General features: G+C 46.0%; 21 protein-coding genes. 8 read left to right on the top strand and 13 right to left on the bottom strand.

Features of this window, described 5'->3' with window-relative positions:
• Positions 1-15: 15 nt before the first annotated feature.
• From AELLOGFF_RS08150 to AELLOGFF_RS08140, 3 genes are all read right to left on the bottom strand, one after another.
• Positions 16-822 (bottom strand): acyl-CoA thioesterase, encoded by an 807-nt coding sequence (locus tag AELLOGFF_RS08150; RefSeq protein ID WP_159268288.1) that lies wholly within the window; start codon positions 820-822, stop codon positions 16-18.
• A 51-nt stretch (positions 823-873) separates the two neighbouring features.
• Positions 874-2,499 carry a long-chain-fatty-acid--CoA ligase gene (locus AELLOGFF_RS08145; protein WP_419183917.1) on the bottom strand — a complete coding sequence of 542 codons (1,626 nt, stop codon included), beginning with the start codon at positions 2,497-2,499 and terminating at the stop codon, positions 874-876.
• A 254-nt stretch (positions 2,500-2,753) separates the two neighbouring features.
• On the bottom strand, positions 2,754-3,125 hold the full coding sequence (locus AELLOGFF_RS08140; RefSeq protein ID WP_235035615.1) for a nuclear transport factor 2 family protein: 372 nt from the start codon (positions 3,123-3,125) through the stop codon (positions 2,754-2,756).
• A 230-nt stretch (positions 3,126-3,355) separates the two neighbouring features.
• Between AELLOGFF_RS08140 and AELLOGFF_RS08135 the strand changes: the two genes are divergently transcribed.
• On the top strand, positions 3,356-5,500 hold the full coding sequence (locus tag AELLOGFF_RS08135) for a carboxy terminal-processing peptidase (RefSeq protein ID WP_235036456.1): 2,145 nt from the start codon (positions 3,356-3,358) through the stop codon (positions 5,498-5,500).
• Positions 5,501-5,538: 38 nt separating this feature from the next.
• Here the strand turns inward: AELLOGFF_RS08135 and gorA are convergent, their stop codons facing one another.
• From gorA to AELLOGFF_RS08100, 7 genes are read right to left on the bottom strand one after another with little or no spacing between them, the layout of a single operon-like run.
• Complete coding sequence (gene gorA / locus AELLOGFF_RS08130; RefSeq protein WP_159268287.1) at positions 5,539-6,891, bottom strand: glutathione-disulfide reductase; 1,353 nt, start codon at positions 6,889-6,891, stop codon at positions 5,539-5,541.
• Between the two features lie 37 nt (positions 6,892-6,928).
• A complete protein-coding gene (cysG, locus tag AELLOGFF_RS08125; RefSeq protein WP_159268286.1) occupies positions 6,929-8,332 on the bottom strand; it encodes a siroheme synthase CysG in 1,404 nt (467 codons plus the stop codon).
• A gap of 4 nt (positions 8,333-8,336) precedes the next feature.
• Positions 8,337-9,641: a serine--tRNA ligase gene (gene serS / locus AELLOGFF_RS08120; RefSeq protein ID WP_159268285.1), complete on the bottom strand. Its 1,305-nt coding sequence runs from the start codon at positions 9,639-9,641 to the stop codon at positions 8,337-8,339.
• A 38-nt stretch (positions 9,642-9,679) separates the two neighbouring features.
• Positions 9,680-10,051, bottom strand: coding sequence for a fluoride efflux transporter CrcB (crcB, locus tag AELLOGFF_RS08115; protein ID WP_159268284.1), 372 nt, complete (start codon positions 10,049-10,051; stop codon positions 9,680-9,682).
• Positions 10,052-10,096: 45 nt separating this feature from the next.
• Entirely contained in the window at positions 10,097-11,350 is a 1,254-nt protein-coding gene (locus AELLOGFF_RS08110; protein WP_159269322.1) for a replication-associated recombination protein A, read from the bottom strand.
• Between the two features lie 35 nt (positions 11,351-11,385).
• A complete protein-coding gene (gene lolA / locus AELLOGFF_RS08105) occupies positions 11,386-11,991 on the bottom strand; it encodes an outer membrane lipoprotein chaperone LolA (protein WP_159268283.1) in 606 nt (201 codons plus the stop codon).
• A gap of 11 nt (positions 11,992-12,002) precedes the next feature.
• Positions 12,003-14,324 (bottom strand): DNA translocase FtsK, encoded by a 2,322-nt coding sequence (locus tag AELLOGFF_RS08100; RefSeq protein WP_159268282.1) that lies wholly within the window; start codon positions 14,322-14,324, stop codon positions 12,003-12,005.
• A gap of 267 nt (positions 14,325-14,591) precedes the next feature.
• On the opposite strand from AELLOGFF_RS08100, the gene trxB reads away from it, so the two are divergent.
• The 4 genes from trxB to infA all read left to right on the top strand — a co-directional run bounded on the left by trxB (position 14,592) and on the right by infA (position 17,359).
• Positions 14,592-15,545 (top strand): thioredoxin-disulfide reductase, encoded by a 954-nt coding sequence (gene trxB, locus AELLOGFF_RS08095; RefSeq protein WP_159268281.1) that lies wholly within the window; start codon positions 14,592-14,594, stop codon positions 15,543-15,545.
• A 15-nt stretch (positions 15,546-15,560) separates the two neighbouring features.
• Positions 15,561-16,292 (top strand): leucyl/phenylalanyl-tRNA--protein transferase, encoded by a 732-nt coding sequence (gene aat / locus AELLOGFF_RS08090; protein WP_159268280.1) that lies wholly within the window; start codon positions 15,561-15,563, stop codon positions 16,290-16,292.
• The gene (locus AELLOGFF_RS08085; RefSeq protein ID WP_159268279.1) at positions 16,289-16,993 is read left to right on the top strand and encodes an arginyltransferase; all 705 of its coding nucleotides are present in this window, start codon (positions 16,289-16,291) and stop codon (positions 16,991-16,993) included. Before aat ends, AELLOGFF_RS08085 begins: the two co-directional genes overlap by 4 nt.
• A gap of 147 nt (positions 16,994-17,140) precedes the next feature.
• The gene (infA, locus tag AELLOGFF_RS08080; RefSeq protein WP_022957154.1) at positions 17,141-17,359 is read left to right on the top strand and encodes a translation initiation factor IF-1; all 219 of its coding nucleotides are present in this window, start codon (positions 17,141-17,143) and stop codon (positions 17,357-17,359) included.
• Positions 17,360-17,366: 7 nt separating this feature from the next.
• Here the strand turns inward: infA and clpA are convergent, their stop codons facing one another.
• Both clpA and clpS read right to left on the bottom strand, forming a co-directional pair.
• Complete coding sequence (clpA, locus tag AELLOGFF_RS08075) at positions 17,367-19,646, bottom strand: ATP-dependent Clp protease ATP-binding subunit ClpA (RefSeq protein ID WP_159268278.1); 2,280 nt, start codon at positions 19,644-19,646, stop codon at positions 17,367-17,369.
• A gap of 31 nt (positions 19,647-19,677) precedes the next feature.
• Positions 19,678-20,025, bottom strand: coding sequence for an ATP-dependent Clp protease adapter ClpS (gene clpS / locus AELLOGFF_RS08070; RefSeq protein WP_159269321.1), 348 nt, complete (start codon positions 20,023-20,025; stop codon positions 19,678-19,680).
• A gap of 193 nt (positions 20,026-20,218) precedes the next feature.
• Here clpS and AELLOGFF_RS08065 point away from each other — a divergent pair, with 193 nt between their 5' ends.
• On the top strand, positions 20,219-20,431 hold the full coding sequence (locus tag AELLOGFF_RS08065; RefSeq protein WP_159268277.1) for a cold shock domain-containing protein: 213 nt from the start codon (positions 20,219-20,221) through the stop codon (positions 20,429-20,431).
• 63 nt (positions 20,432-20,494) lie between these two features.
• On the opposite strand, the gene icd is transcribed toward AELLOGFF_RS08065, so the two are convergent.
• The gene (icd, locus tag AELLOGFF_RS08060; protein WP_159268276.1) at positions 20,495-21,751 is read right to left on the bottom strand and encodes an NADP-dependent isocitrate dehydrogenase; all 1,257 of its coding nucleotides are present in this window, start codon (positions 21,749-21,751) and stop codon (positions 20,495-20,497) included.
• Positions 21,752-21,901: 150 nt separating this feature from the next.
• Between icd and AELLOGFF_RS08055 the strand changes: the two genes are divergently transcribed.
• Both AELLOGFF_RS08055 and AELLOGFF_RS08050 read left to right on the top strand, forming a co-directional pair.
• Positions 21,902-22,540, top strand: a complete 639-nt coding sequence (locus AELLOGFF_RS08055; RefSeq protein ID WP_159268275.1) for a pseudouridine synthase — start codon at positions 21,902-21,904, stop codon at positions 22,538-22,540.
• Between the two features lie 45 nt (positions 22,541-22,585).
• Positions 22,586-23,023 carry an NUDIX hydrolase gene (locus AELLOGFF_RS08050; protein ID WP_159268274.1) on the top strand — a complete coding sequence of 146 codons (438 nt, stop codon included), beginning with the start codon at positions 22,586-22,588 and terminating at the stop codon, positions 23,021-23,023.
• Positions 23,024-23,053 lie beyond the last annotated feature (30 nt).

Raw genomic sequence — 23,053 nt, 5'->3', positions numbered from 1 at the left:
CTTCAACACCAGAAATTACTTCTCAAATACGGTGGCAACTTGGCGGCTAAATATTAGCGGTTTGCCATTGGCTGCCCACATCGTTGCATAATTATGAAAATAGCCAACTCCCGCGGCATCACTGCGGTAATCATAAAAGAACCAATCGGACATGTCGGCTTTTGGTAACGCGGATGGGAATTCCAAATACCAACTTAATGAACTCCCCATGCCAGGTGGTTTTATCATGTTTAAACCGGGCATCGGTGGTACATCAGCTAAGGCAATTAACACTGGAATATCAATTTCCCCGCTTTCTTTGAATGCTAACCACATGGAAAAATCAGCAGACTCAGCTTGGCTAAAAGGTAGCTTGCCACTGATTAATCGCATGTCAAAATGTCGTGTGAATTCTGGTGTGATCCCCTGTATATAGGGGAAGACAAAACAGTCATCTGGAGGAGTAATTCCCGTCGGCATTGTCGGCCCAGCTAGAGACACCGCTGATGGGCGATCCTTACCAAATGCAGCACTGACAGTAGCCCCCACTTCGTTATTACAAAGAATTTCACCTTGAATATGGGTTACTGAGCCCCCTACTCGTAATTCTCGAATCACTATGCGGTGCTCACCTGCAGGGACTGGGCCTACAAACATCACTGACAGTGAACGTAAGCGTCTATCCGCGGGGACTTGGAATAACATGGCTTTTACAATTAGGGCGGCGCTTAAACCGCCAAACGCCGTCCGTCCTTGAAGCCATGATTCGTCTAATTGAGCCGTATATTCATTATCACGTCCCGACGGGGTAACGCTGCCAAGCAGCGCTTTAAAGTCCATCATTTATTGCTATCTCATTTATACAAATTTATATCGTCAAATACTCTGCCAAGATCAGCTGGGCCAGCTGAAGTCAGCATACTGAGCTCGAATGTCTTTCTTGCTCAATTTACCGGTTGCGGTGTGGGGTAAGGTGTCTACAAATAAGCATTCTTCAGGTATCCACCATTTAGCAACCTTGCCTTCGAACCACCCCAACATTTCTTCACGGGTCAGGCTCTCGCCTTCCTGTAAGATAACTAGGAGTAATGGTCTTTCACTCCAAGTAGGGTGTGGCATACCGACTACTGCAGCTTCAGCTACTTTAGGATGGTTAACGGCGCAGTTCTCTAGCTCGATAGAGCTAATCCATTCACCGCCTGATTTTATGACGTCTTTAACCCTATCGGTAATCTGCATATAGCCGTATTCATCAATACAAGCTACATCGCCAGTTTCAAACCAACCATCATCGTCAAGGGTTTGGCCATCATAATTATAGTATTCATTAATGATCCATGGACCACGCACTTTGACCGCGCCGGCACTAATACCATCCCAAGGTAAGGCTTTGTTATCAGCATCAACTATTTTCATTTCTACGCCGAAAACAGGTCGACCTTGTTTTAGGCGCATTTTGTCGTATTGGTCGGCAGGTAATGCGCTAACCGTTTCCGGAGCATTACCGTTAAACGTGCCTAGGGGGTTCATTTCTGTCATTCCCCAACCTTGCTGTACATCTACACCGTATTTTGTACGGAAATCATCGTAAATAACAAAGGGGCAAGCTGCTCCGCCCACGGTTAAGCGGTTGAGAGACTCTATGGTGCTGCCAGATTTTTTCAGGTAATCCAACAATGCCAGCCAGACCGTTGGCACGCCAGCCGAGACAGTGATTTTTTCTTCATTAATGAGTGTACAAAGTGTTTCACCACATCCCATTTTGGGACCAGGCATAACCAGTTTCGCGCCTGTCATCGGTGCTGAATAGACTAAGCCCCAGCCATTTACGTGAAACATAGGAACAATAGGAAGTGCAACATCAGTGACTGACAGACCAAACACATCAGGTGCTATGCTTGCATAACAGTGGAGTAAGGTTGAACGATGGGTGTACATCACCCCTTTTGGGTTGCCGGTTGTTCCAGAGGTATAGCATAGAGCTGATGGCGTGTTTTCATCTAGGTCAGGCCATTCAAACTCAGCAGTGTGTTCCGCAATTAAAGCCTCATAGCAATGAGCATTGGGCAAGCTAGTATCGGGCATGTGTGCTTGATCAGTCATTACCACAAAGCCTTTTACTTCAGGCATAACGTGGTGCAATGACTCTAGAAGCGGCACCATGGTCAAATCAACGAATATCCACTTATCGCGACCATGATTAACAATGTATTCAATTTGCTCTGGGAATAAGCGTGGATTGATTGTGTGACAAACCATACCACTGCAGGATACCGCATAGTATATTTCCAAATGTCGGTAGTCATTCCATGCAAAAGTAGCAACGGTATCACCCTGTTCTAAACCTATTGCAGATAAGGCATTTGCTAGCTGACGCACTCGAGCAAAGGCATCGCGATAGGTATATCTGTGTCGCGGATTGTCTGCTGTAACAGACACAACCTCTACAGCGCCATTGATTTGTTCTGCGTGCTTCATTAACGAGGTGATTGTTAGCTGGGAGTTCATCATCGGGATCATTATTGGCTACCTTTTACCATTACTAGAATTATTTGGTGTGTATTTCTGCAACGGAGATGTGAGCAGAGATTACATTTGGCTTAATATTATGGGAATGCCGCTGTAGTACGCAATAAAAACCGTAGTTTGATCCTATTAATGCGCACTGTGACACTTTCTGTTTATTTTGAGAATGAGTGTCTGAAAAATCACGTAGTGTTAAGCAAGTCTGTTGTTTTTAACAATTCAAGTATAAGTAGCGAGTGCGCTATCATTTAAGGCGTTGTTATATTTTGTTCGCCCCAAAATGCTTTCATAGAAACCACTTTGTGGTCATCATTAAATGTGAACTGATCAATGACTTCTATCCGCATTTCACCATTGCCGGGGTTTAATTCTACAATAAATGGAAATACCGCGTGATTTGCGCAAATTCTTACTGCGCCATCAAGCCTGGCAGAAATCCCGGAACTAAATGCGACTTCGTAGAATCGTATAATAGCGTCCTTGCCGTTAATGATGTCCGAGCCTACGGGATCTTCTATGGTTGCATCATCAGCATACAAGTTAGCAATAGCCACCATATCGTGCGTTGTTAATGCTTTGATATATTGCTCTACTGCGGCAAGTTTCGGGTTTTTACTCACGTATATTGCTCCATCTCACTTATAAATTAGCGTATATATTGAGTGTAGCGCGGGAAATTGGTTAGGAATATGTTCAAATTGAAAAAAATACGCCTCATTAGTGTTAATTTAACAAGAGCCATAAGGCTAATAGCCAACTAGACTTTAATCACGCTTTCGCCAAGCCTGCATTCGATGCCTTGGCGGTGTAACATAGTAACGTTCACCTAGACCTTGAGATGTTTTATCCAATGTTAATGATAACTCCGCTTTACTACGGCAAAATTACCAGAGTACTTCTTTTCGCACTGGTATTGTCAGTATTCAATCTTAATGCCTTTGCCAGCGCAGAATTCAAGGCTTTAGTGCCTGAGAAAACCCATAAAACGGCAATTCACGACATGGTAGACCAGCTTAACAGTCGCCACTATGTCAAGCTTTCGTTAAATGATGAATTATCGGCAAAGTTATTGGATGCTTTCCTTGATGACTTGGATCCAAATCGTCTGTTCTTACTTAAAAGTGATATTGCCGAGTTTCAAAAATATCGCACGCAATTAGACGACGAGCTGAAAAAGTCTGATGTGAGCACGGGGTTTCTGGTTTTCAATCGCTATCGCGAACGTATGGTAGCTCGAATGCAAAACACCTTGGACACCCTTGCACAGCGTGTTAGCGCAATGGATTTTACTGTTAAAGAAGATATTGAGCTAGATCGCACAGAGGCAGATTGGCCTGCAAGTAAGTCCGAAGCCGATGAAATTTGGCGTAAACAGATAAAGAATCGTGTTTTAGGACTAAGGCTTGCGGGTAAGGATGATGACGCTATTGTTGAATTACTCACTAAACGATTTAAAAACCAAATAAAGCGTAGTACCCAGTTAGAAGCAGAAGATGCGTTTCAAATCTATGCCAATGCATTTGCATCACTATATGACCCCCATACGGATTATTTTTCACCCCGTATTTCTGAAAACTTCCAAATTAATATGAGCCTCAAGTTAGAAGGTATTGGCGCTGTCTTACAAATGGAAGACGACTACACAAAGGTTGTTCGCTTGGTAGCAGCTGGCCCTGCTGATAAGCAGGGGCAATTACAACCCGCCGATAAGATTATAGGCGTAGGGCAAGACAAAAAAGGCGAGATGCAAGATGTTGTAGGTTGGCGCTTGGATGATGTTGTGGATTTAATTCGCGGGCCTGCTGGCTCATTTGTCCGCTTGGAAGTGATTCCTGCTACTGCCAAAAGTGATGAAACCCGTCGTGAAATTATGATCGAACGCAATGAGGTCAAGCTGGAAGATCAAAGTGCTAAGGGCGAAATCATTGAGCTTACGGACAGCGACGGCGAGGCACACCAAGTTGGCATTATTGATGTACCTACTTTCTATCTCGACTTTGAAGCCTACCGCAACGGCGATACCGAATTTCGTAGCACCACGCGTGATGTTCACCGTATTATGGGCGAACTGCTTAGTGAAGGTGCGGAAGGCATCATCATAGATTTGCGCGACAATGGTGGCGGCTCATTAGCCGAGGCAAATGGGATGGTGGGTTTGTTTATTGAATCTGGCCCGACCGTTCAAATTAGGCAGTCAAATGCTAGGGTAATCCGAGAGGGAAAACGTCGGAGCTCGCCCTATTATACTGGTCCGCTTGCCGTATTAATAAACCGAATGAGCGCCTCTGCCTCTGAAATTTTTGCCGGTGCCATACAAGATTATCAGCGCGGTTTAGTCATAGGTACCCAGTCGTTTGGAAAAGGCACAGTGCAGTCTGTAAATGCCTTAGGCCATGGCCAATTGAAACTTACCGAGTCAAAATTTTATAGGGTCTCTGGTGACAGTACGCAAAATCGTGGCGTCATTCCCGACATCGCTTTCCCGCCTCTCTATAACCTAGATGATATCGGTGAAAGTGTTTTAGATAATGCTCTGCATTGGGATCGTATTCCCAGAGTGAATCATCGCTATTATTTCGACTTAAAATCGGGTATCGACACATTACAGCGAAAGCACAGTAAACGAATTGCAAAAGACCCAGAGTTCCAATTTTTGCAGGAACAGATATCCGTCATTGAGGAGATGCGAGATAAAACACATTTATCGCTCAATATAGACCTCAGGAAAAAAGAGCGTGACGCACAGAAGGTACACCAGCTAGCAATGGAAAATCGTCGCCGAGTCGCTAAAGGCGAAGAGCCTCTAGAAGCGCTCGAGGAAGATTCAGACGATGATATTGCAATGAATGACGACAGCGTGGATACCGACGCTAAAAGTGATGATGAGGAAAAGGACGAAGAGAAAGACACCGACCCACTTCTCATAGAGGCGAGTCATATCTTAGTTGATGCCCTACCTTATTTCTCGCCGGAGCGTTTTGCTAGACGTCCCTAGTACTCAAGTGCTTTCGTTAAGACGCGACAAGGTCGCTCTTAACGACTCGCCTCCCGCATGGTGACAAATTCTTCCGCAACCGTTGGGTGTATCCCAATGGTTGAATCAAAATCGGCTTTAGTCGCGCCAGCTTTAATCGCGACAGCTAGACCTTGAATAATTTCGCCGGAGTCATCTCCCATCATATGGGCGCCAATGACTTTATCCGTTTCGTTATCCACAATTAGCTTTAGAAACGTCTTGGTTTGATTGCCGCTGAGAGTATGTTTTAGGTGAGAAAACCGAGATGTAAACACGGAAATATTATCGTAGCGCTCACGGGCCTCTTCTTCACTTAGACCTACCGTAGCGAGATTGGGCGATGAAAAAATAGCTGTTGGTATATAGTTGTAATCAAGAATACGTTGATCGTCTTTGAACAATCTTCGGGCGAGATTCATACCTTCGGCTAGTGCCACAGGTGTTAATTCCATACCACCAATAACGTCACCCACTGCGTAAATTGAGGGTTCGCTAGTTTGAAACCCTTGATCTACTGCAATGTAACCTTTGTCATTTAATTGCACCTCGGTGTTCTCTAGGCCAAGCCCTTCAAGCAATGGTTTACGACCAGTTGCATACAACACTTTATCGGTAAGAAGTGTTTCACCACTTTCAAGGCTTACCAAGAACTGACCATCTTGTTCTGCAATGGCGGTGACATTCTCATTAAAACGAAGTTTTACGCCTTTTGCTGTCATTTCGTCGGCTAATTGCGCTCTTATTTCGGTATCAAAGCCTCGTAGAAACAGGTCTTTACGGTAGATCTGCTCAACATTTACACCCAGACCATGAAGTATTCCTGCAAACTCGGTCGCTATATAACCGCCGCCAACCACCACGGCATGTTTGGGCAGTGTGTCTAGGTAGAATAATTCGTTGGAGCTTATGGCAAGTTCGCGACCGGGTATATTTGGAATGAAGGGCCAGCCTCCTACGGCAATAAGAATACGCTTGGCCTTATAATGAACGCCATCGATAGCCACCGTCGTAGCATCAACAATACTCGCGTGACCGTTAATCAGGTCTACCCCAGCGTTAGTTAGTAATCTGCCGTAGATACCGTTTAAGCGTTCAATTTCCTTAGTTTTATTGTCACGAAGGCGTGGCCAATCCAGTGCTGATACGCTGCTATCCCAGCCAAAACCTTTTGCATCACTGAAATCTTCACCATAGTGTGCTGCGTAACTAAACAATTTCTTTGGCACGCAGCCAACGTTCACACAGGTACCGCCTAAATAACGGGACTCAGCAATGGCGACCTTAGCACCAAACCCTGCTGACATTCTTGCCGCACGCACGCCACCGGAACCCGCGCCAATAACAAATAGATCGTAGATTGTTTCGCTCACTGCTTCACCCTTTTGTTCCTTATCCTCAGTTTCGTATTTATAGATTAGCTGAGGCTAAATCATATTTTTCGTACCAGGCGAGCTTTTCTCGCAAAGTAACCACTTCCCCAACAATAATCAGAGTGGGGGCACGAACGGGTTCGTGTTGTAATTTTTCAACCATGGTAGACAAGGTTGCAACAACCACTTTTTGATCGGGTGTTGTCCCCTGTTGAATTACCGCAATAGGGGTTTCAGGAGAGCGACCAAATTCAATCAGTTTTTCACAGATACTGGGTAGTCCAACTAAGCCCATATAAAAAACCACGGTTTGGGCTGGCCTTACGAGCTCTTGCCAAGGTAGATTAATACTGTGATCTTTGAGGTGCCCCGTCACAAACCTGACAGATTGTGCGTGATCTCGATGAGTGAGAGGAATACCTGCATAACTAGCGCAACCAGCGGCAGCAGTGATACCGGGAACCACCTGAAAAGGAATTCTGTGTTCCGCTAGTTTTTCTATTTCTTCACCGCCGCGGCCAAATATAAAGGGATCTCCGCCCTTTAAACGCGCCACTTTTTTTCCTTCTTGGGCGTATTTAACCAACAACATATTTATGTCTTGCTGTGGAACAGCGTGCTCCGCCCTCGCTTTACCAACATAGACTCGATCAGCATCTTTTCGACATAAATCGACAATGGCCGGTGCCACTAAACGGTCATACAAGACTACGTCGGCACGTTGTAGTAAGCGCAGTGCTTTAAAGGTCATAAGGTCTGGGTCGCCAGGCCCTGCCCCTATTAGGTATACCTCGCCCTTGTTATCGATCGCGCCTTTTTTAATGACATCTTCCAGCATTTTGGCTGCTGCTTTGTCATTACCCGCAAACACCATTTCAGCAACGGGCCCCTGCAAGGCGTTTTCCCAAAAATGGCGTCTATCTTCTATATCGGAAAAACGGGCTTTTACTTTGTCACGAAACTGGCCAACCAAATGGGCCAAGCGACCATATGACGCGGGAATTGTCGCCTCTAAACGGGATCGCATCATGCGGGCTAAAACAGGGCTTTTTCCGCCACTACTCACCGCCACAACAAGTGGTGAGCGATCTATTATCGCCGGCAGGATAACACTACACAGTTCCGGGTTATCTACCACATTCACCGGAATGTGACGTTTATGACAGGTGTCGGAAACTCGACGGTTAAGAGCGAGATCATCGGTTGCCGCAATGACTAGAAAAGCGTCATCTAAGAGATGATCACCGTAATCACCGCTTATGCACTCCCCTCCTGCGTTTAAACACAGTGTGGACAACTCTGGCATGATGTCGTGAGCCACAATTCGCAATTGAGCGCCGGCTTTAGAGAGTAACCGAGCTTTACGCAGAGCAACTGCTCCACCGCCAATTAACAAGCAGGGCTTATTACGGATGTCAGTAAAGAGTGGCAGGAAATCCATTAGATCAGAGCTCTCCCGGAAGGATTTTCTCTATGCCGCCCATATAGCCCTGTAAAACACTGGGAATGGTCAGTGAACCATCGGCTTGCTGATAATTTTCTAGGATAGCAACCAATGTACGTCCCACCGCTAATCCTGAGCCATTTAGAGTATGAAGTAGTTCAGGTTTGCCTGATTCGGGGTTTCGCCAGCGAGCCATCATTCTACGCGCCTGAAAATCACCAAAATTACTGCAGGAAGAAATCTCTCGGTAAGCACTTTGCCCTGGAAGCCAGACTTCTAAATCATAGGTTTTACGTGCTGAGAAACCGAGATCACCACCACATAAAATCACTTTACGATAAGGCAGGTCTAATTTTTGGAGTATCGCTTCAGCATGACCGGTTAGTGTGTCTAATGCGGCATCAGATTCATCTGGTTTTACAAACTGTACTAACTCGACTTTTTCAAATTGATGTTGACGAATCATCCCTCGAGTATCGCGTCCATAACTGCCGGCTTCACTACGAAAACATGGTGTATGGCAGGTAAAGCGAAGGCCTTTATCGAGCTCTGCTCCATCTACAATGGTATCGCGGTATAAATTAGTGACCGGCACCTCAGCCGTTGGGATTAGATAGTACTCTGAGTCTCCCTGCAGTTTGAAAAGGTCGGCCTCAAATTTTGGTAGCTGTCCTGTACCCCGTAATGAATCTGCATTCACCATATAGGGCACATATACTTCTTGATAACCATGTTCACGAGTGTGGGTATCAAGCATTAGTTGAATTAACGCTCGATGTAAGCGCGCCAAACCTCCACGCATCACCGCAAAGCGGCTGCCGGTAATCTTAGCGGCAACATCAAAGTCTAATCCACCCAATGTACCGCCAACATCAACGTGATCTTTTATTTCAAAATCAAATTGGCGAGGCTGCCCCCAGCGCAGTACTTCGATATTGTTAGATTCATCTTTACCTTCTGGCACCTCGTTCGCTGGCAAATTAGGTACCGCCATCAGCAAGTTATCTAGTGCGTCATTGGTCTCTTTGGCCTGTTGTTTTAGGGCTTCTAAATCGGCTTCAATTTTCGCTAAGCTCTCATTTACTTGGGCTTTCGCTTCGTCAATATTGAGGCCTGATTTGATTAATTCACCAATTTGTTTAGAGGCTTTTTTTCGCTCTGCTAAGAGGTTTTGGCTGCTGATATCAGCTTTTTTTCGCAAGGCGTCCAGCGCTTCAAATTCTGCCACATCAAAACGGTAGTATTTTTTATTCAGCGCGCCGGCAACTGCATGTGGGTCTAGCCGGACCTGCTTTATATCTAACATTAAAATATTTCTCCAACCAACTGAATTTATAAAAAAATTTATCGGGTCGCTATCATTCCCAGCCAACAAGCAAGGACGCAACAGGCAAGCGTGCCTGACATATACACTGCGGCGCTCACGACTTTCCCCGCCTCTAGTAGCGCCACTGACTCTAAAGAAAAGGTAGAAAAAGTGGTAAATGCACCCAAAAAACCCACCATTAAAACATACCGCCAATCTGTGTGTAGGCTTGATTTTTCTGTGATCAATACATAAACCGCACCTATGGTGAATGAGCCAATGAAGTTAACCAAAAAGGTAGCGAGCGGCCAGTGAATTTGTGCCAAATAGACATTTACAGCGCGACCAATCCCATATCGGCTCAAGGCGCCACCGGCTCCACCTAAGGCTATTAGCAAATAGATATGCACGTGGCTACCTCCGATTTAAGATACTGCTATTCTAACGCATTTGAATTAACGATAGCGTATAAACGGTGCTTCAATGTCTCTCTGCCGTAGGTACCTAAGCTTTTCAGCAATTTTTTTCTCTAAACCACGCTCTACCGGTTGGTAGTAGACCTTATCTTTAAGTTCTTCGGGTAGATAATTTTCTCCAGCAGCGTAAGCATCTACTTCATCGTGGGCATAACGGTAGCCCTCGCCAAAACCTTGTTCCTTCATCATTCCAGTGGGTGCATTTCGTAAATGCATTGGAACGTCATAGCTAGGTGACGAGGCAATATCACGTCGAATGGCATTATACGCTGTGTATACCGCATTGCTTTTAGGTGCCGCTGCCAGATAACACACGGCTTGTGCCATCGCCAGTTCACCCTCTGGGCTACCTAATCGCTCTTGGGTTTCCCAAGCATCTAGGCAAAGCCGCAGCGCTCTAGGATCGGCATTACCGATATCTTCACTCGCCATGCGGACAAGACGCCTTGCTATGTAGAGCGGCTCACAACCACCGTCTAACATGCGGCAAAACCAGTACAAGGCACCATCTGCAGAGCTACCACGGACAGATTTATGTAATGCTGAAATCTGCTCGTAAAACAGATCGCCACCCTTATCAAATCGCCGTGGTTGGCCGTTTAGAACTAAGTTTATGATCCCTGCCGTCAACTCAGATTGCTCGTCAACCATATCACCGGCAAGCTCAATGAGGTTCAGTGCACGCCGAGCATCTCCATCCGCGTGTGCGGCAATACGTTTGATTTGCTCAGGAGAAATTATCCAGCCCTGACGATCAGATGCATGCTGAATAATATGAAATAGCGATTCATCGGTGAGAGCGTTTAATTGGTAAACCCGAGCACGAGACAATAAGGCATTATTGATTTCAAAGGATGGGTTTTCAGTGGTTGCACCCACAAAGATAACCGTACCGTCTTCCACGTAAGGCAAAAACGCGTCCTGTTGGGCCTTATTAAAACGATGCACCTCATCGATAAATAGTATTGTTCTCCGCTGGAAAAACTGCTGTTTTTTAGCTTCTTCTACTGCAGATCGAATATCTTTTACACCGGCAAGTACCGCCGAAATATTGATAAAATGAGCGTCACAAAGTTGGGCTATTAATTGCGCTAGGGTTGTTTTACCCACTCCTGGTGGTCCCCAAAAAATCATTGAATGGAGCTGACCAGAGTCTAAAGCTCTACGCAAAGGCTGGTCTTTCCCCAATAAATGATCTTGGCCAAGGTAATGCTCTAGGGCTTGTGGCCGCATTCTCGCGGCCAAGGGCACTGCAGAGACAGAATCACTCAACGCGCTGCCGCCTCGTTTTCTTGGTTAAATTCAAAGGTTTTCTCATCAAATTCGATATTGTATTTTGGTTTAATAAAATCAATTTGAGTGGTTTGTTCTAAGGTATCTACTAAGCGCATGCCCGTAAATTTGCCCATGCTGAATAAAAGCCGCATCTCCAAAAAAGCGCCTTGTTGCTTGGGTATTAAAATAAATTCTCGGCTATTATCAGATTTAACCACGGTAACGGAGTAGTCAGCGGCAAGCTCATCTATTGACGCGCCAATAATCATTGCCGGTGTCTGCGACATAAGAGAGTTAAATTCTTCGGTATTCAACTGTTCTAGATCAGCGTCGTAGCGCCACACCGTTTGTCCATTACTTACCAGCAAATAGCGAAATGGTTCGAGACTTTCCCAGCGAATATTGTTGGGGCGCTTTAAGGCAATTGTGCCTTTGCTTTCCTGCAAAAGGTTACCATCAGTATCACGGACCTGTTGAACAAAATTAGCACTGAGACTTTGAGCACCTGAGAGATGAAGGTGTAGTTGCGCAACATCACCCTCTGCAAAAACAGGGAGCTGGAGCAATGATAAGCACAAAAAAACAAACAATTGACGCATAGTTTTCACTTCTAATCACGTGGCGGTGGCGCCAGTACTTCTCTACTTCCATTACTGGCCATTTCAGTTACGACACCAGCTGCTTCCATTGTTTCAATTAATCGTGCTGCGCGATTATAGCCTATCCGCAATTTTCGTTGAACTGATGAGATAGAGGCGCGTCGACTTTCCGTCACATATTGTACTGCCTCGTCATACAAGGCGTCTCCCTCACCATTATCCCCACCTTCTGGGGCCATGCCTGGCATCGCATCAGTCGTGCTGCCCTCTTCTAGCAGACCGTCGATATATTGCGGGTCTCCGCGACGCTTCCAATCGGCTACCACTCTGTGCACTTCTTCGTCAGACACAAATGCACCATGAACCCGTATGGGTATTCCTGCTCCAGGAGGCAGGTAAAGCATATCGCCGTGGCCTAGCAGTTGTTCCGCGCCACCTTGATCAAGAATGGTTCGTGAATCTATTTTTGAGGAAACCTGAAAGCCGATACGGGTGGGCACGTTAGCTTTTATCAACCCAGTGATGACATCCACTGAAGGCCGTTGCGTCGCGAGCAATAAATGAATGCCGGCAGCACGTGCTTTTTGGGCAATACGGGCAATGAGTTCCTCTACCTTTTTCCCGACGATCATCATCATGTCGGCAAATTCATCAATGACCACAACAATTGAAGGAAGTACTTCTAAGTCAGGTGGCTGAGCTTCTTCCAAGCCTGCTTGATAATGTTCTTCCGGCTTCCAAAGTGGATCTTTTAAGGGCTCGCCAGCTTGAATTGCGTCTTTAACTTTACGATTGAAGCCGGCGAGATTCCTAACCCCCATTTTTGACATTAATTGGTAGCGCCGCTCCATCTCTGCAACACACCACCTCAAACCATTGGCCGCATCTTTCATGTCGGTGATAACAGGCGTTAATAAATGCGGAATACCGTCATATACCGACAATTCAAGCATTTTTGGATCAACCAGCATTAACCGAACCTCTTCAGGTGTCGATTTATATAATAAGCTGATAAGCATGGCGTTCACGCCAACCGATTTACCCGAACCCGTGGTACCGGCAACTAACAAGTGTGGCATTTTACCAAGGTCAGCACACACCGGCTCGCCGGAAATGTCGTGACCCAGCGCCAGCGTTAATGGCGATTTGCTGGAGTCAAAAACTTCTGAAGATAAAACATCATGGAAGTTCACAATCTCCCTGTCTTCATTTGGGATTTCAATGCCCACATAGGGTTTACCGGGAATAACTTCGACAACCCGCACACTGACTACGGCCAGGGACCGCGCCAGATCTTTTACTAAATTAGAAATTTTGCTTACTTTGACGCCCGCATCTGGTTCAAGCTCGAAACGAGTAATGACCGGGCCGGGAAAGACAGCGACAACTTTTGCTGACACACCAAAATCGAGTAGTTTAATTTCGAGTAATCGAGACATGGCCTCCAGTGTTTCAGGAGAAAATCCGCGCTCTGGGTTGTGTACGGCTTTATCTAGCAAGCTTAACGATGGCAATGTACCGGTGACGGGGCCATCAAATAGCGATGTTTGACGCTCTTTTTCAGGTCGCGACGATTTTGCAATTGGTTTTGGCGGCGGCGCGATTTGCGGCGGCACTCGCGTCTTTTGGATTTCAGTTTTAGTGGTAAACGCTTCATGACGCTCTTTTGCAGCCAGTGCTGCTTTTCGGCGTTCGGCCCTCGCTTGGCGATAATGGTACCAAGCCTCACCTGCACGTTCATAAAGGCTCAGCGTGATAGCACCAACTGAGTCCATTAATTTTATCCACGATAAGTCCGTAAAAACGGTTAGCCCAAATAGTAATATTGCTATGAGTATCAGGCGGCTACCAAACTCATTGAAAGACGCCAAGGTAGCGTGACCAATTGCATCCCCTAATACCCCGCCGGCGCCAAAGGGTAAGCCACTATTTCCATAATCACCATTGGTTGCCAGTCCCGTGCTCGATATCATCACGAGAATTAACCCAATAACCCGAAGTGAAAAAACTAAGGAATCAAATCCCACTGGGCGATAACGGGATTTAAACAAGCGCCAAGCTCTGAATGCCAGCATGCTTGGAAATAAATACGCCATATATCCAAATAAGGCAAAAAACACATCAGCTAACCAAGCCCCTACCGGACCACCCGCATTGACGACTCCGTCACCACTTCCCGTTCTTGACCAACCGGGATCAGAGCCGCTATAGCTTATTAGTGAGACAAAAATGTAAATACAAACGGCAACAAAGCCGATAAGCAAGCCTTCACGTAGCCGCAAATGTAAAATTTCGCGGTTATTAGCCGCTGGTTTTTTGGTCGATTTAGGCAAAAGAAAATCGCTTCCTAGTCACGTCTTGCTAACACGGCCATATACACTAAGTGCCAGACCGATCAGAAAAAAAGATATATTGATATATGGTTGCCGTAGGCGCTATTGAAAATATCAAATCGGGCCCAATATTAGCACTATGTCAGGGCATTTGTCGCCGCGAAGACATTTTGATGCGGTCAACAATTTCCCCTATGATACATGCCTTATCTCAGTCATTTTGGAGTGACGCAAGTTCACTCCCCCTGAATGGAATACAGTAATTTTATGAGCGACAGCCAACATCACCGTCTAATTATTCTAGGTTCGGGCCCCGCGGGGTATACTGCTGCGGTTTATGCAGCCCGTGCAAATCTTAACCCTGTGGTTATTACTGGGATTCAGCAAGGTGGCCAGCTCACCACAACAACCGATGTCGACAACTGGCCCGGAGATCAAAATGGGGTTCAAGGCCCTGAGCTTATGGCCAGAATGCAAGAACATGCTGAGCGCTTTGAGACGGAAGTTGTGTTTGATCATATTGACTCTGTTGATTTAAACAACAAACCTTTCACCTTAAAAGGCAGCAAAACCTATACCTGTGATGGTTTAATCATCGCCACTGGAGCATCTGCACAATATTTAGGGTTGCCCTCAGAAGAAGCCTTTATGGGTAAAGGTGTGTCGGCCTGCGCGACCTGCGATGGATTCTTTTACCGTGGTAAAAAAGTTGCCGTTATCGGTGGCGGCAATACGGCAGTAGAAGAAGCCCTGTATCTTTCAAATATTGCCTCTGAGGTGACCTTAATTCACCGCCGTGACAGCTTACGCTCTGAAAAAATTCTACAAGATAAACTTCTTGAGCGCGCAGAAAATGGCAATGTGAATATTTTGTGGAATAACACCTTGGATGAAGTCTTGGGTGATGACAGCGGCGTGACGGGCTTACGTCTTAAAAGCACCGCAGATGGCAGCACGCAAGAGATCGATGTGGCCGGTGTGTTTATTGCGATTGGACACAAGCCAAATACTGATATTTTTGATGGCCAGCTCGACATGAAAGACGGTTATCTGAAAATTCATAGCGGTACTGAGGGTAATGCAACTCAAACTAGTATCGAAGGGGTTTTTGCTGCCGGTGATGTTGCTGATCACATCTATCGTCAAGCGGTAACATCGGCAGGCTTTGGCTGCATGGCAGCGCTTGATGCTGAACGCTACCTCGACGACTTGGCTCAATAAGTCGACGCTTATCTAATGCCCGCTATACCTTGGCTCGACATTAATAAGCTCGATTTTCCCAGTATAGAATGTGCCTCTGAAGACCCCAACGGCCTATTGGCTGTTGGGGGTGACCTGAGTACAGCGCGAATTTTAAGGGCTTATCGCCAAGGCATTTTTCCTTGGTATGATGAATCGCAACCCATTCTTTGGTGGTCACCGCAACCACGCGCTGTCCTCTATCCCGAAAAAATATACATTAATCGTAGTTTGCGCAAAGCACTCCGACACGCGGATTTCACCGTGAGTTTTGATTCTGCATTTGACAAGGTTTTGAATGGCTGTGCTGAAATCAACCCTAAGAGACCGGGAACGTGGATTACCGATGATATGCGGGGGGCTTATTTAGCTCTACACCAACTTGGTTGGGCTCATTCCGTTGAAGTATGGCGTGGCAGCGAGTTAATTGGCGGACTTTACGGCATTGGCATAGGGCAGATGTTTTTTGGCGAGTCGATGTTTAGCCGTGAGCCCAATGCCTCAAAATTTGCATTAATCCACCTATGCGGCCAGCTTCAAGAGTGGGGTTACCCTATTATTGACTGCCAAGTAGGAAATGATTACCTCCAAAGCATGGGGGCAGAAGAGATAGACAGATCGTTATTTAAGCAGCATCTAAACGAATATACTAACCGCATTGGACAAGCTGTAGGCATGTGGGAAATGCATTGGCGCTACTCCAGTTCCGGTTCGGTAGGCCAAACATGACAGAACCCAAGGATATAAAGCTTTACGCTACCCACCCACATCCGTGTAGTTATTTCTCGGAGCGGGAGGCAAGAACTATTTTCATTGATCCAGAGCTGGCTCCATCACCCGCGATATACAGTGCACTGTCTCGGCGTGGTTTTAGACGCAGTGGTAATCATATTTATCGCCCTGATTGTTCAAGTTGCCAAGATTGTATTGCTAGCCGCGTTCCTGTGGGCCTGTTTACACCTAACCGCCAACAACGCCGCGTTTTAAATCGCAACAACGATGTGGTCGTAAAAATTTCCGCTGTATTATCTGAGCAAGCCTATCCACTTTATGAGCGCTATATTAATATCCGCCACCAAGATGGTGATATGTACCCCCCGTCGCAGGAACAGTTCGATAATTTTTTAAGCAAATCGAATGCAAGCACCGAATATATTCATTTTTATGATGACGATGTATTGATTGCCGTTGCTGTCACCGATGTTTTAGACGATGGCTTGTCAGCAATTTATACATTTTATGATCCTGAACAGACCCGCAGAAGCTTGGGGGTTTTCGGTATTCTTTGGCAAATTAATTATGCTAAATCTTTAAACTTACCTTATGTCTATCTTGGATACTGGATTAAAGACTGCCAAAAGATGCGTTATAAAACGGATTATCGCCCCATAGAGTTACTCATGAACAATCGCTGGGTACTGCTCAACTAATCACTCAGCTTGTCATCACAGACAATCTTTGCAGTAAATTGCCAAAGTCCATAAATTCAGGCAAAATGCGCGCAGTTTTGACAGCCCTTCGTGGCTTCAGCGCTTCTCAATCATTAATTCTTAAAGACTTTCGAGGATAGTTGCCGAATGGCGAAAGAAGACCAAATAGAAATGGAAGGCGAAGTCATTGATACCTTGCCTAATACCACTTTCCGCGTACGCCTAGAAAACGGACACGTTGTTACCGCTCATATCTCAGGTAAAATGCGTAAGCATTACATCAGAATCCTAACCGGAGATAAGGTCAAGGTTGAATTAACCCCCTATGACCTCACCAAAGGCCGCATCACTTTCCGCGGACGTTAATCTACGATTAGTCGCAGGTCTGGCTCTCCTCCTCATTGACCGCATCTGCGGTTAGAGCTAGACCTTCACCATCTACGGTGATATTCACGGATCCACCCTGTTTTTCTAGGCTTCCAAATAGCACCATTTCTGCAAGCGGCTTTTTGATATGCTGCTGTATAACCCGTGCCATTGGCCGAGCCCCCATGGTTTTATCATAGCCATTCTCAACTAGCCAATGCCGTGCAGCATCATCCACATTGAGTACAACTTTTTTGTCGTCTAGCTGTGCTTGTAGCTCAACCAAGAATTTATCAACAACCGTCAATACAACATCGGACTCTAAAGGCGCAAACGAAATAACGCTATCGAGTCGGTTGCGAAACTCTGGTGTAAACAAACGATTTATCGCTTCAGTAGAGTCGGTTTGATTGTCTTGCTCTGTAAAGCCGATAGAGCGGCGGCTCATGCTTTCAGCGCCAGCATTGGTCGTCATGACAAAAATCACATTACGGAAATCTGCTTTGCGACCGTTGTTGTCGGTAAGTGAACCATGGTCCATTACCTGTAGCAGAAGGTTGAATAAATCCGGGTGCGCTTTTTCAATTTCATCAAGTAGCACCACCGAATGCGGGTGCTTGGTGACAGAGTCGGTTAATAAACCACCTTGATCAAAGCCAACATAGCCAGGGGGCGCACCAATTAAGCGTGACACCGTGTGGCGCTCCATATATTCAGACATATCAAATCGAATTAGCTCCAAACCTAAAAGTTTGGCAAGCTGACGACAAATTTCGGTTTTACCAACACCAGTTGGTCCTGCCAGCAGAAAACTACCAATCGGTTTCTCGGCAGATTTCAACCCAGCTCTAGCAAGCTTTATAGATGCACTAAGCTCAGCAACAGCCTGGTCTTGACCAAAGACCACCATCTTGAGATTGTCTTCCAGTTTGGCCAGCGACGCACGGTCGTCAGAGGAAACACTTTTCGGTGGTATGCGGGCTATTTTGGCTACGATTGCTTCAATCTCAGCAATATCGATTTTTTCTACACGATTTTCAGGAGTTTGAAGGCGCTGATAGGCACCCGCCTCATCAATGACGTCTATCGCCTTGTCAGGTAAAAAACGGTCGTTGATATAGCGGGCTGAAAGCTCAGCTGCAGTACGCAGTGCGCCATCGCTATAAGATAACTCGTGATGCGATTCAAACCGAGACCTTAAGCCCTTAAGAATAAGGAAAGTATCTTCGACGGAAGGCTCGTTGACATCAACCTTTTGAAAGCGTCGACTCAGAGCGCGATCTTTGTCAAATATACCGCGGTACTCTTGGAAGGTTGTCGAACCAATACACCGCATTTGCCCAGAGCTTAGCAAAGGCTTTAATAGATTGGAGGCATCCATTACCCCGCCCGATGCCGCACCTGCACCGATAATGGTGTGGATTTCATCTATAAAGAGAATGGCGCCCTCTCGTTTTTTAAGATCGGCAAGTAAACCTTTCAGGCGTTTTTCAAAGTCACCACGGTATTTAGTTCCCGCAAGTAATGCGCCCATATCAAGGGAATACACCACGCTATCAATTAATACACTGGGTACGTCACCATCGACAATACGCTTGGCCAAACCCTCAGCAATTGCAGTTTTACCCACACCTGATTCACCGACCAATAGCGGATTATTCTTTCTTCGGCGAGTTAGAATTTGTGCAACACGCTCGACTTCATCTGCGCGACCGATAAGCGGGTCTATACGTCCAGCCTTGGCTTCTTCATTCAAATTCGTTGCAAAATTTTCCAGAGGTCGCTGCTCTGGGTCTGCATTATCAGCTTCTTGATCATTTTGCTGTTCATGATCTAAGCCCTCGGCACCTGAAACTTTAGATATCCCGTGGGTAATGTAATTTACAACATCAAGCCGGTTCACATTTTGTGATTTCAAAAAGTAAACAGCTTGGCTTTCTTGTTCACTAAAAATAGCCACCAGAACATTGGCGCCAGTCACCTCTTGTTTACCAGATGATTGGACATGAAATACTGCACGCTGGAGTACGCGCTGGAAACCGAGTGTGGGCTGAGTGTCGCGCTCCGCGTCATCTTCTGGGATGCGCGGCGTTGTTGCATCCACAAACTCTTTTAACTCGCCCTTAAGCTGGGGTAGGTCCGCACCACAGGCAAGTAGCACTTTCATGGCCGCCTCATTGTCAGCCAGGGCTAACAAGAGATGTTCTACCGTCATAAATTCATGACGACGACTACGAGCCGATTTAAATGCCTGGCTCAATGTTGTTTCGAGATCTTTGCTCAACATAGACTACTTCCGCCCTTTGACATTACAGAGTTCAAGCATCGCTTTCTTCTATCTCAGCAAGTAGCGGGTGCCCATTATCTCTCGCATATTGATTTACCTGTGCTGCTTTTGTTTCAGCAATATCCTTGGTAAATACGCCACACACGCCCTTTCCCTTTGTGTGTACTGCAAGCATTACTTGAGTCGCTCTTTGACGATCCAAATAGAAGAAGTCCTCTAGTATCTCAACAACAAACTCCATGGGAGTGTAATCATCGTTTAACAGGACCACCGCATACATACGCGGCTTCTTCAGTTCCGGTTTTGACTCCTGAATTGCTAAGCCATTACCGTGGTCTTCATCTGAATTGTCATCTGAGCACTGTATATTAATATCCATTTTCACTAGCTTTACCTGAGCTTATCACCACTTTAACCTCGCGCAATAGGGAAATTCACCAACTTAGCTACTTACACCATCTTCACTTGACGACAAGGCCGTACTGTTTTAAAAATGGGGGCTAAGTCGCAAAAAACAAGGTTGTTTGCGTAAATATGACAATAACTATAACGACAATTAAGGATAAAAAGCTATGCAGCAAGGTGTTGTAAAGTGGTTCAATAACGCCAAGGGCTACGGATTTATTGTTTCGGAGAATAGCGAGGATGAAGTTTTTGCGCACTACTCCGCCATTACAATGGAAGGTTATAAAACACTAAAGGCAGGGCAAAATGTGAAATTCAGTGCGGAGCCAGGCCCTAAAGGGCTTCACGCCACTGATATTCAGGCATCTGACGAAAGATAATCGAGTAGAAATGTGACTTTGAGAGAGTAAGCACCACCGGTTAATACCGGTGGTGCAGAGGCTTTACGCCATGTGCTTAACGATAGCATCACCGAATTCTGAACATTTCAGCAAGGTTGCACCTTCCATCAAGCGTTCAAAATCATAGGTTACCGTTTTAGCTTGGATTGCGCCGTTCATTCCATCAATAATCAGGTCTGCAGCTTCATTCCAGCCCATGTGACGCAGCATCATTTCAGCTGACAAGATCAAAGAACCCGGGTTAACTTTGTCTTGGCCGGTGTACTTCGGTGCTGTGCCATGTGTAGCTTCAAATAGTGCAATGTTATCGCTTAAGTTTGCACCTGGGGCAATACCGATACCACCAACTTGAGCAGCTAGTGCGTCAGATAGGTAGTCGCCGTTCAGGTTAAGCGTAGCAATTACGCTGTACTCATCAGGGCGTAACAGCACCTGCTGAAGCATCGCGTCAGCAATCACATCTTTAATAACGATGTCTTTGCCAGTGTTAGGGTTTTTAATGCTAACCCATGGGCCGCCATCAAGTAGCTCACCACCAAACTCTTCCATCGCTAGCTCGTAAGCCCAAGTTTTGAAAGCACCTTCGGTGAACTTCATGATATTGCCTTTATGCACGATAGTCAGTGACGGCAAATCTTGGTCAATAGTGTACTGAATCGCTTTACGAACTAAGCGTTGAGTACCTTCTTTGGATACAGGTTTTACGCCAATCCCGCATTCTTGAGGGAAGCGGATTTTGGTAACACCCATTTCTTCTTGGAAAAAATCAATAATTTTGTCGGCTTCTGGCGTACCAGCTTTCCATTCAATACCGGCATAAATATCTTCTGAGTTTTCACGGAAGATTACCATGTTTGTTTTGCCAGGCTCCTTCACCGGTGAAGGTACACCTTCAAACCAACGTACAGGACGCTGACAAACATATAGGTCTAACTCTTGACGAAGGGCAACATTCAAAGAGCGGAAACCACCACCAACAGGTGTAGTTAATGGCCCCTTAATGCCTACTACGTAATCTTTGATCGCATCAAGAGTTTCTGCGGGGAACCAATCACCCTCGTAAAGCTCTGCTGCTTTTTCGCCGGTATAAATTTCCATCCAGCTAATTTTCTTGGCGCCTGAGTAGGCTTTTTCAACGGCTGCATCAACTACGTTGATCATCACCGGAGTAATGTCGACCCCGATGCCATCACCTTCGATAAAAGGAATAATTGGCCGATCGGGTACATTGAGGGAAAGATCCGCATTAACGGTGATTTTCTCGCCCGCAGTAGGTACCTTGATATGTTGGTATCCCATTTTTGACTCCATGGTTTATCAGTTAGTATCTGTGCTCGTGCTCGCTCACAAACGAAAATAACTGCAAATGTTACAATGCAGCTTTTACGAAAAGCGCGGCATTATAACACTTTATACCCAGATTTCTTCTATGAATGAGCCTAATTTAGCGTGAGTGATATTTTTTTATTTAATAAGCCCTTCCACGTAATGAGTCAATTTACAGACTCGGATGGACGAGCAACCCTCTCTGATTACATCAGGATCCCATCAATATATCCAGCCGGGAGGTTAGATTATGACTCAGAAGGCTTGATGATCTTAACGGGAGACGGTGAATTACAGCATCAAATAAGCCACCCGCGTCACAAACTTAATAAAACCTATTGGGTGCAAGTGGATGGGGATATTGATGACCAAGCGATAGCAGCCTTAAAAGCCGGCGTGACCCTAAAAGATGGGCCAACCCGTCCCGCAACAGTCCACAGAATTATAGAGCCCAGCAATTTATGGCCGCGGACGCCGCCAGTGCGGTTTCGTGCAGCAATACCAACCAGCTGGATTAGCCTAACCATCAGCGAGGGGCGTAACCGTCAGGTTCGTCGCATGACCGCAGCAGTTGGCTACCCTACCCTGCGCTTAATTCGAGCAAAAATTGGTGATTGGAGTATCGATAATTTGGCACCTGGAGAGATTAAAGCGCTAACGATAGGGCCAGAGTTTAAGCGCTATCGCACCCGCAATGCTCAAAAACCAACTCAATCTCAACGCAATACACGTACCACAACTCGGCGCAAACGTAGTTCTTAAAGTGTCGCCCCTGTTACAATTAACCATTTAGAAATGGACCACCCTATGGATTGGCACCCCCATGTAACCGTTGCTACCGTGGTTGAGAACGACGGAAAATTCTTGTTTGTTGAAGAAATAAAGCACGGCCGCCGGGTGTTAAATCAACCGGCGGGGCATTTAGAAAAAGATGAAAGTCTCATAGAGGCTGCGCTTAGGGAAACCTTAGAAGAAACGCAATGGCGCGTAGAAATCCTCGGCGTGGTCGGCTTTGGCTTATATGTCGCGCCGGCCAATGGGGTAACCTATCATCGTACTACCTTCTTCGCTCGTCCTGTTGCTTTTTGTCCAGAGCAAAAACTGGATGCCGATATAGAAAGAGCCGTTTGGCTAACGCCTGAGGAACTAAGAGAACGGCGCACTCAGCTGCGCAGCCCTTTAGTGCTGGAATGCTTAGAGCGATATTTGGGCCAACATCGTTACCCACTTTCAATAAATTACTAGCCAATAGACACACCGCTCAACGGAAAAATT

The organism is Zhongshania aliphaticivorans (genome assembly GCF_902705875.1).
Classification (GTDB): domain Bacteria; phylum Pseudomonadota; class Gammaproteobacteria; order Pseudomonadales; family Spongiibacteraceae; genus Spongiibacter; species Spongiibacter aliphaticivorans_A.
Note: the sequence above shows the minus strand (reverse complement) of the source record. Positions and strands in the feature narration are given on the sequence as shown.

Coding starts and splice junctions, on each gene's coding strand:
- AELLOGFF_RS08150 (WP_159268288.1), bottom strand. CDS start 822: ATGATGGACTTTAAAGCGCTGCTTGGCAGCGTTACCCCGTCGGGACGT.
- AELLOGFF_RS08145 (WP_419183917.1), bottom strand. CDS start 2,499: ATGATCCCGATGATGAACTCCCAGCTAACAATCACCTCGTTAATGAAG.
- AELLOGFF_RS08135 (WP_235036456.1), top strand. CDS start 3,356: ATGTTAATGATAACTCCGCTTTACTACGGCAAAATTACCAGAGTACTT.
- cysG (WP_159268286.1), bottom strand. CDS start 8,332: ATGGATTTCCTGCCACTCTTTACTGACATCCGTAATAAGCCCTGCTTG.
- serS (WP_159268285.1), bottom strand. CDS start 9,641: ATGTTAGATATAAAGCAGGTCCGGCTAGACCCACATGCAGTTGCCGGC.
- AELLOGFF_RS08110 (WP_159269322.1), bottom strand. CDS start 11,350: ATGCGGCCACAAGCCCTAGAGCATTACCTTGGCCAAGATCATTTATTG.
- lolA (WP_159268283.1), bottom strand. CDS start 11,991: ATGCGTCAATTGTTTGTTTTTTTGTGCTTATCATTGCTCCAGCTCCCT.
- trxB (WP_159268281.1), top strand. CDS start 14,592: ATGAGCGACAGCCAACATCACCGTCTAATTATTCTAGGTTCGGGCCCC.
- aat (WP_159268280.1), top strand. CDS start 15,561: ATGCCCGCTATACCTTGGCTCGACATTAATAAGCTCGATTTTCCCAGT.
- AELLOGFF_RS08085 (WP_159268279.1), top strand. CDS start 16,289: ATGACAGAACCCAAGGATATAAAGCTTTACGCTACCCACCCACATCCG.
- infA (WP_022957154.1), top strand. CDS start 17,141: ATGGCGAAAGAAGACCAAATAGAAATGGAAGGCGAAGTCATTGATACC.
- clpA (WP_159268278.1), bottom strand. CDS start 19,646: ATGTTGAGCAAAGATCTCGAAACAACATTGAGCCAGGCATTTAAATCG.
- clpS (WP_159269321.1), bottom strand. CDS start 20,025: ATGGATATTAATATACAGTGCTCAGATGACAATTCAGATGAAGACCAC.
- AELLOGFF_RS08065 (WP_159268277.1), top strand. CDS start 20,219: ATGCAGCAAGGTGTTGTAAAGTGGTTCAATAACGCCAAGGGCTACGGA.
- icd (WP_159268276.1), bottom strand. CDS start 21,751: ATGGGATACCAACATATCAAGGTACCTACTGCGGGCGAGAAAATCACC.
- AELLOGFF_RS08050 (WP_159268274.1), top strand. CDS start 22,586: ATGGATTGGCACCCCCATGTAACCGTTGCTACCGTGGTTGAGAACGAC.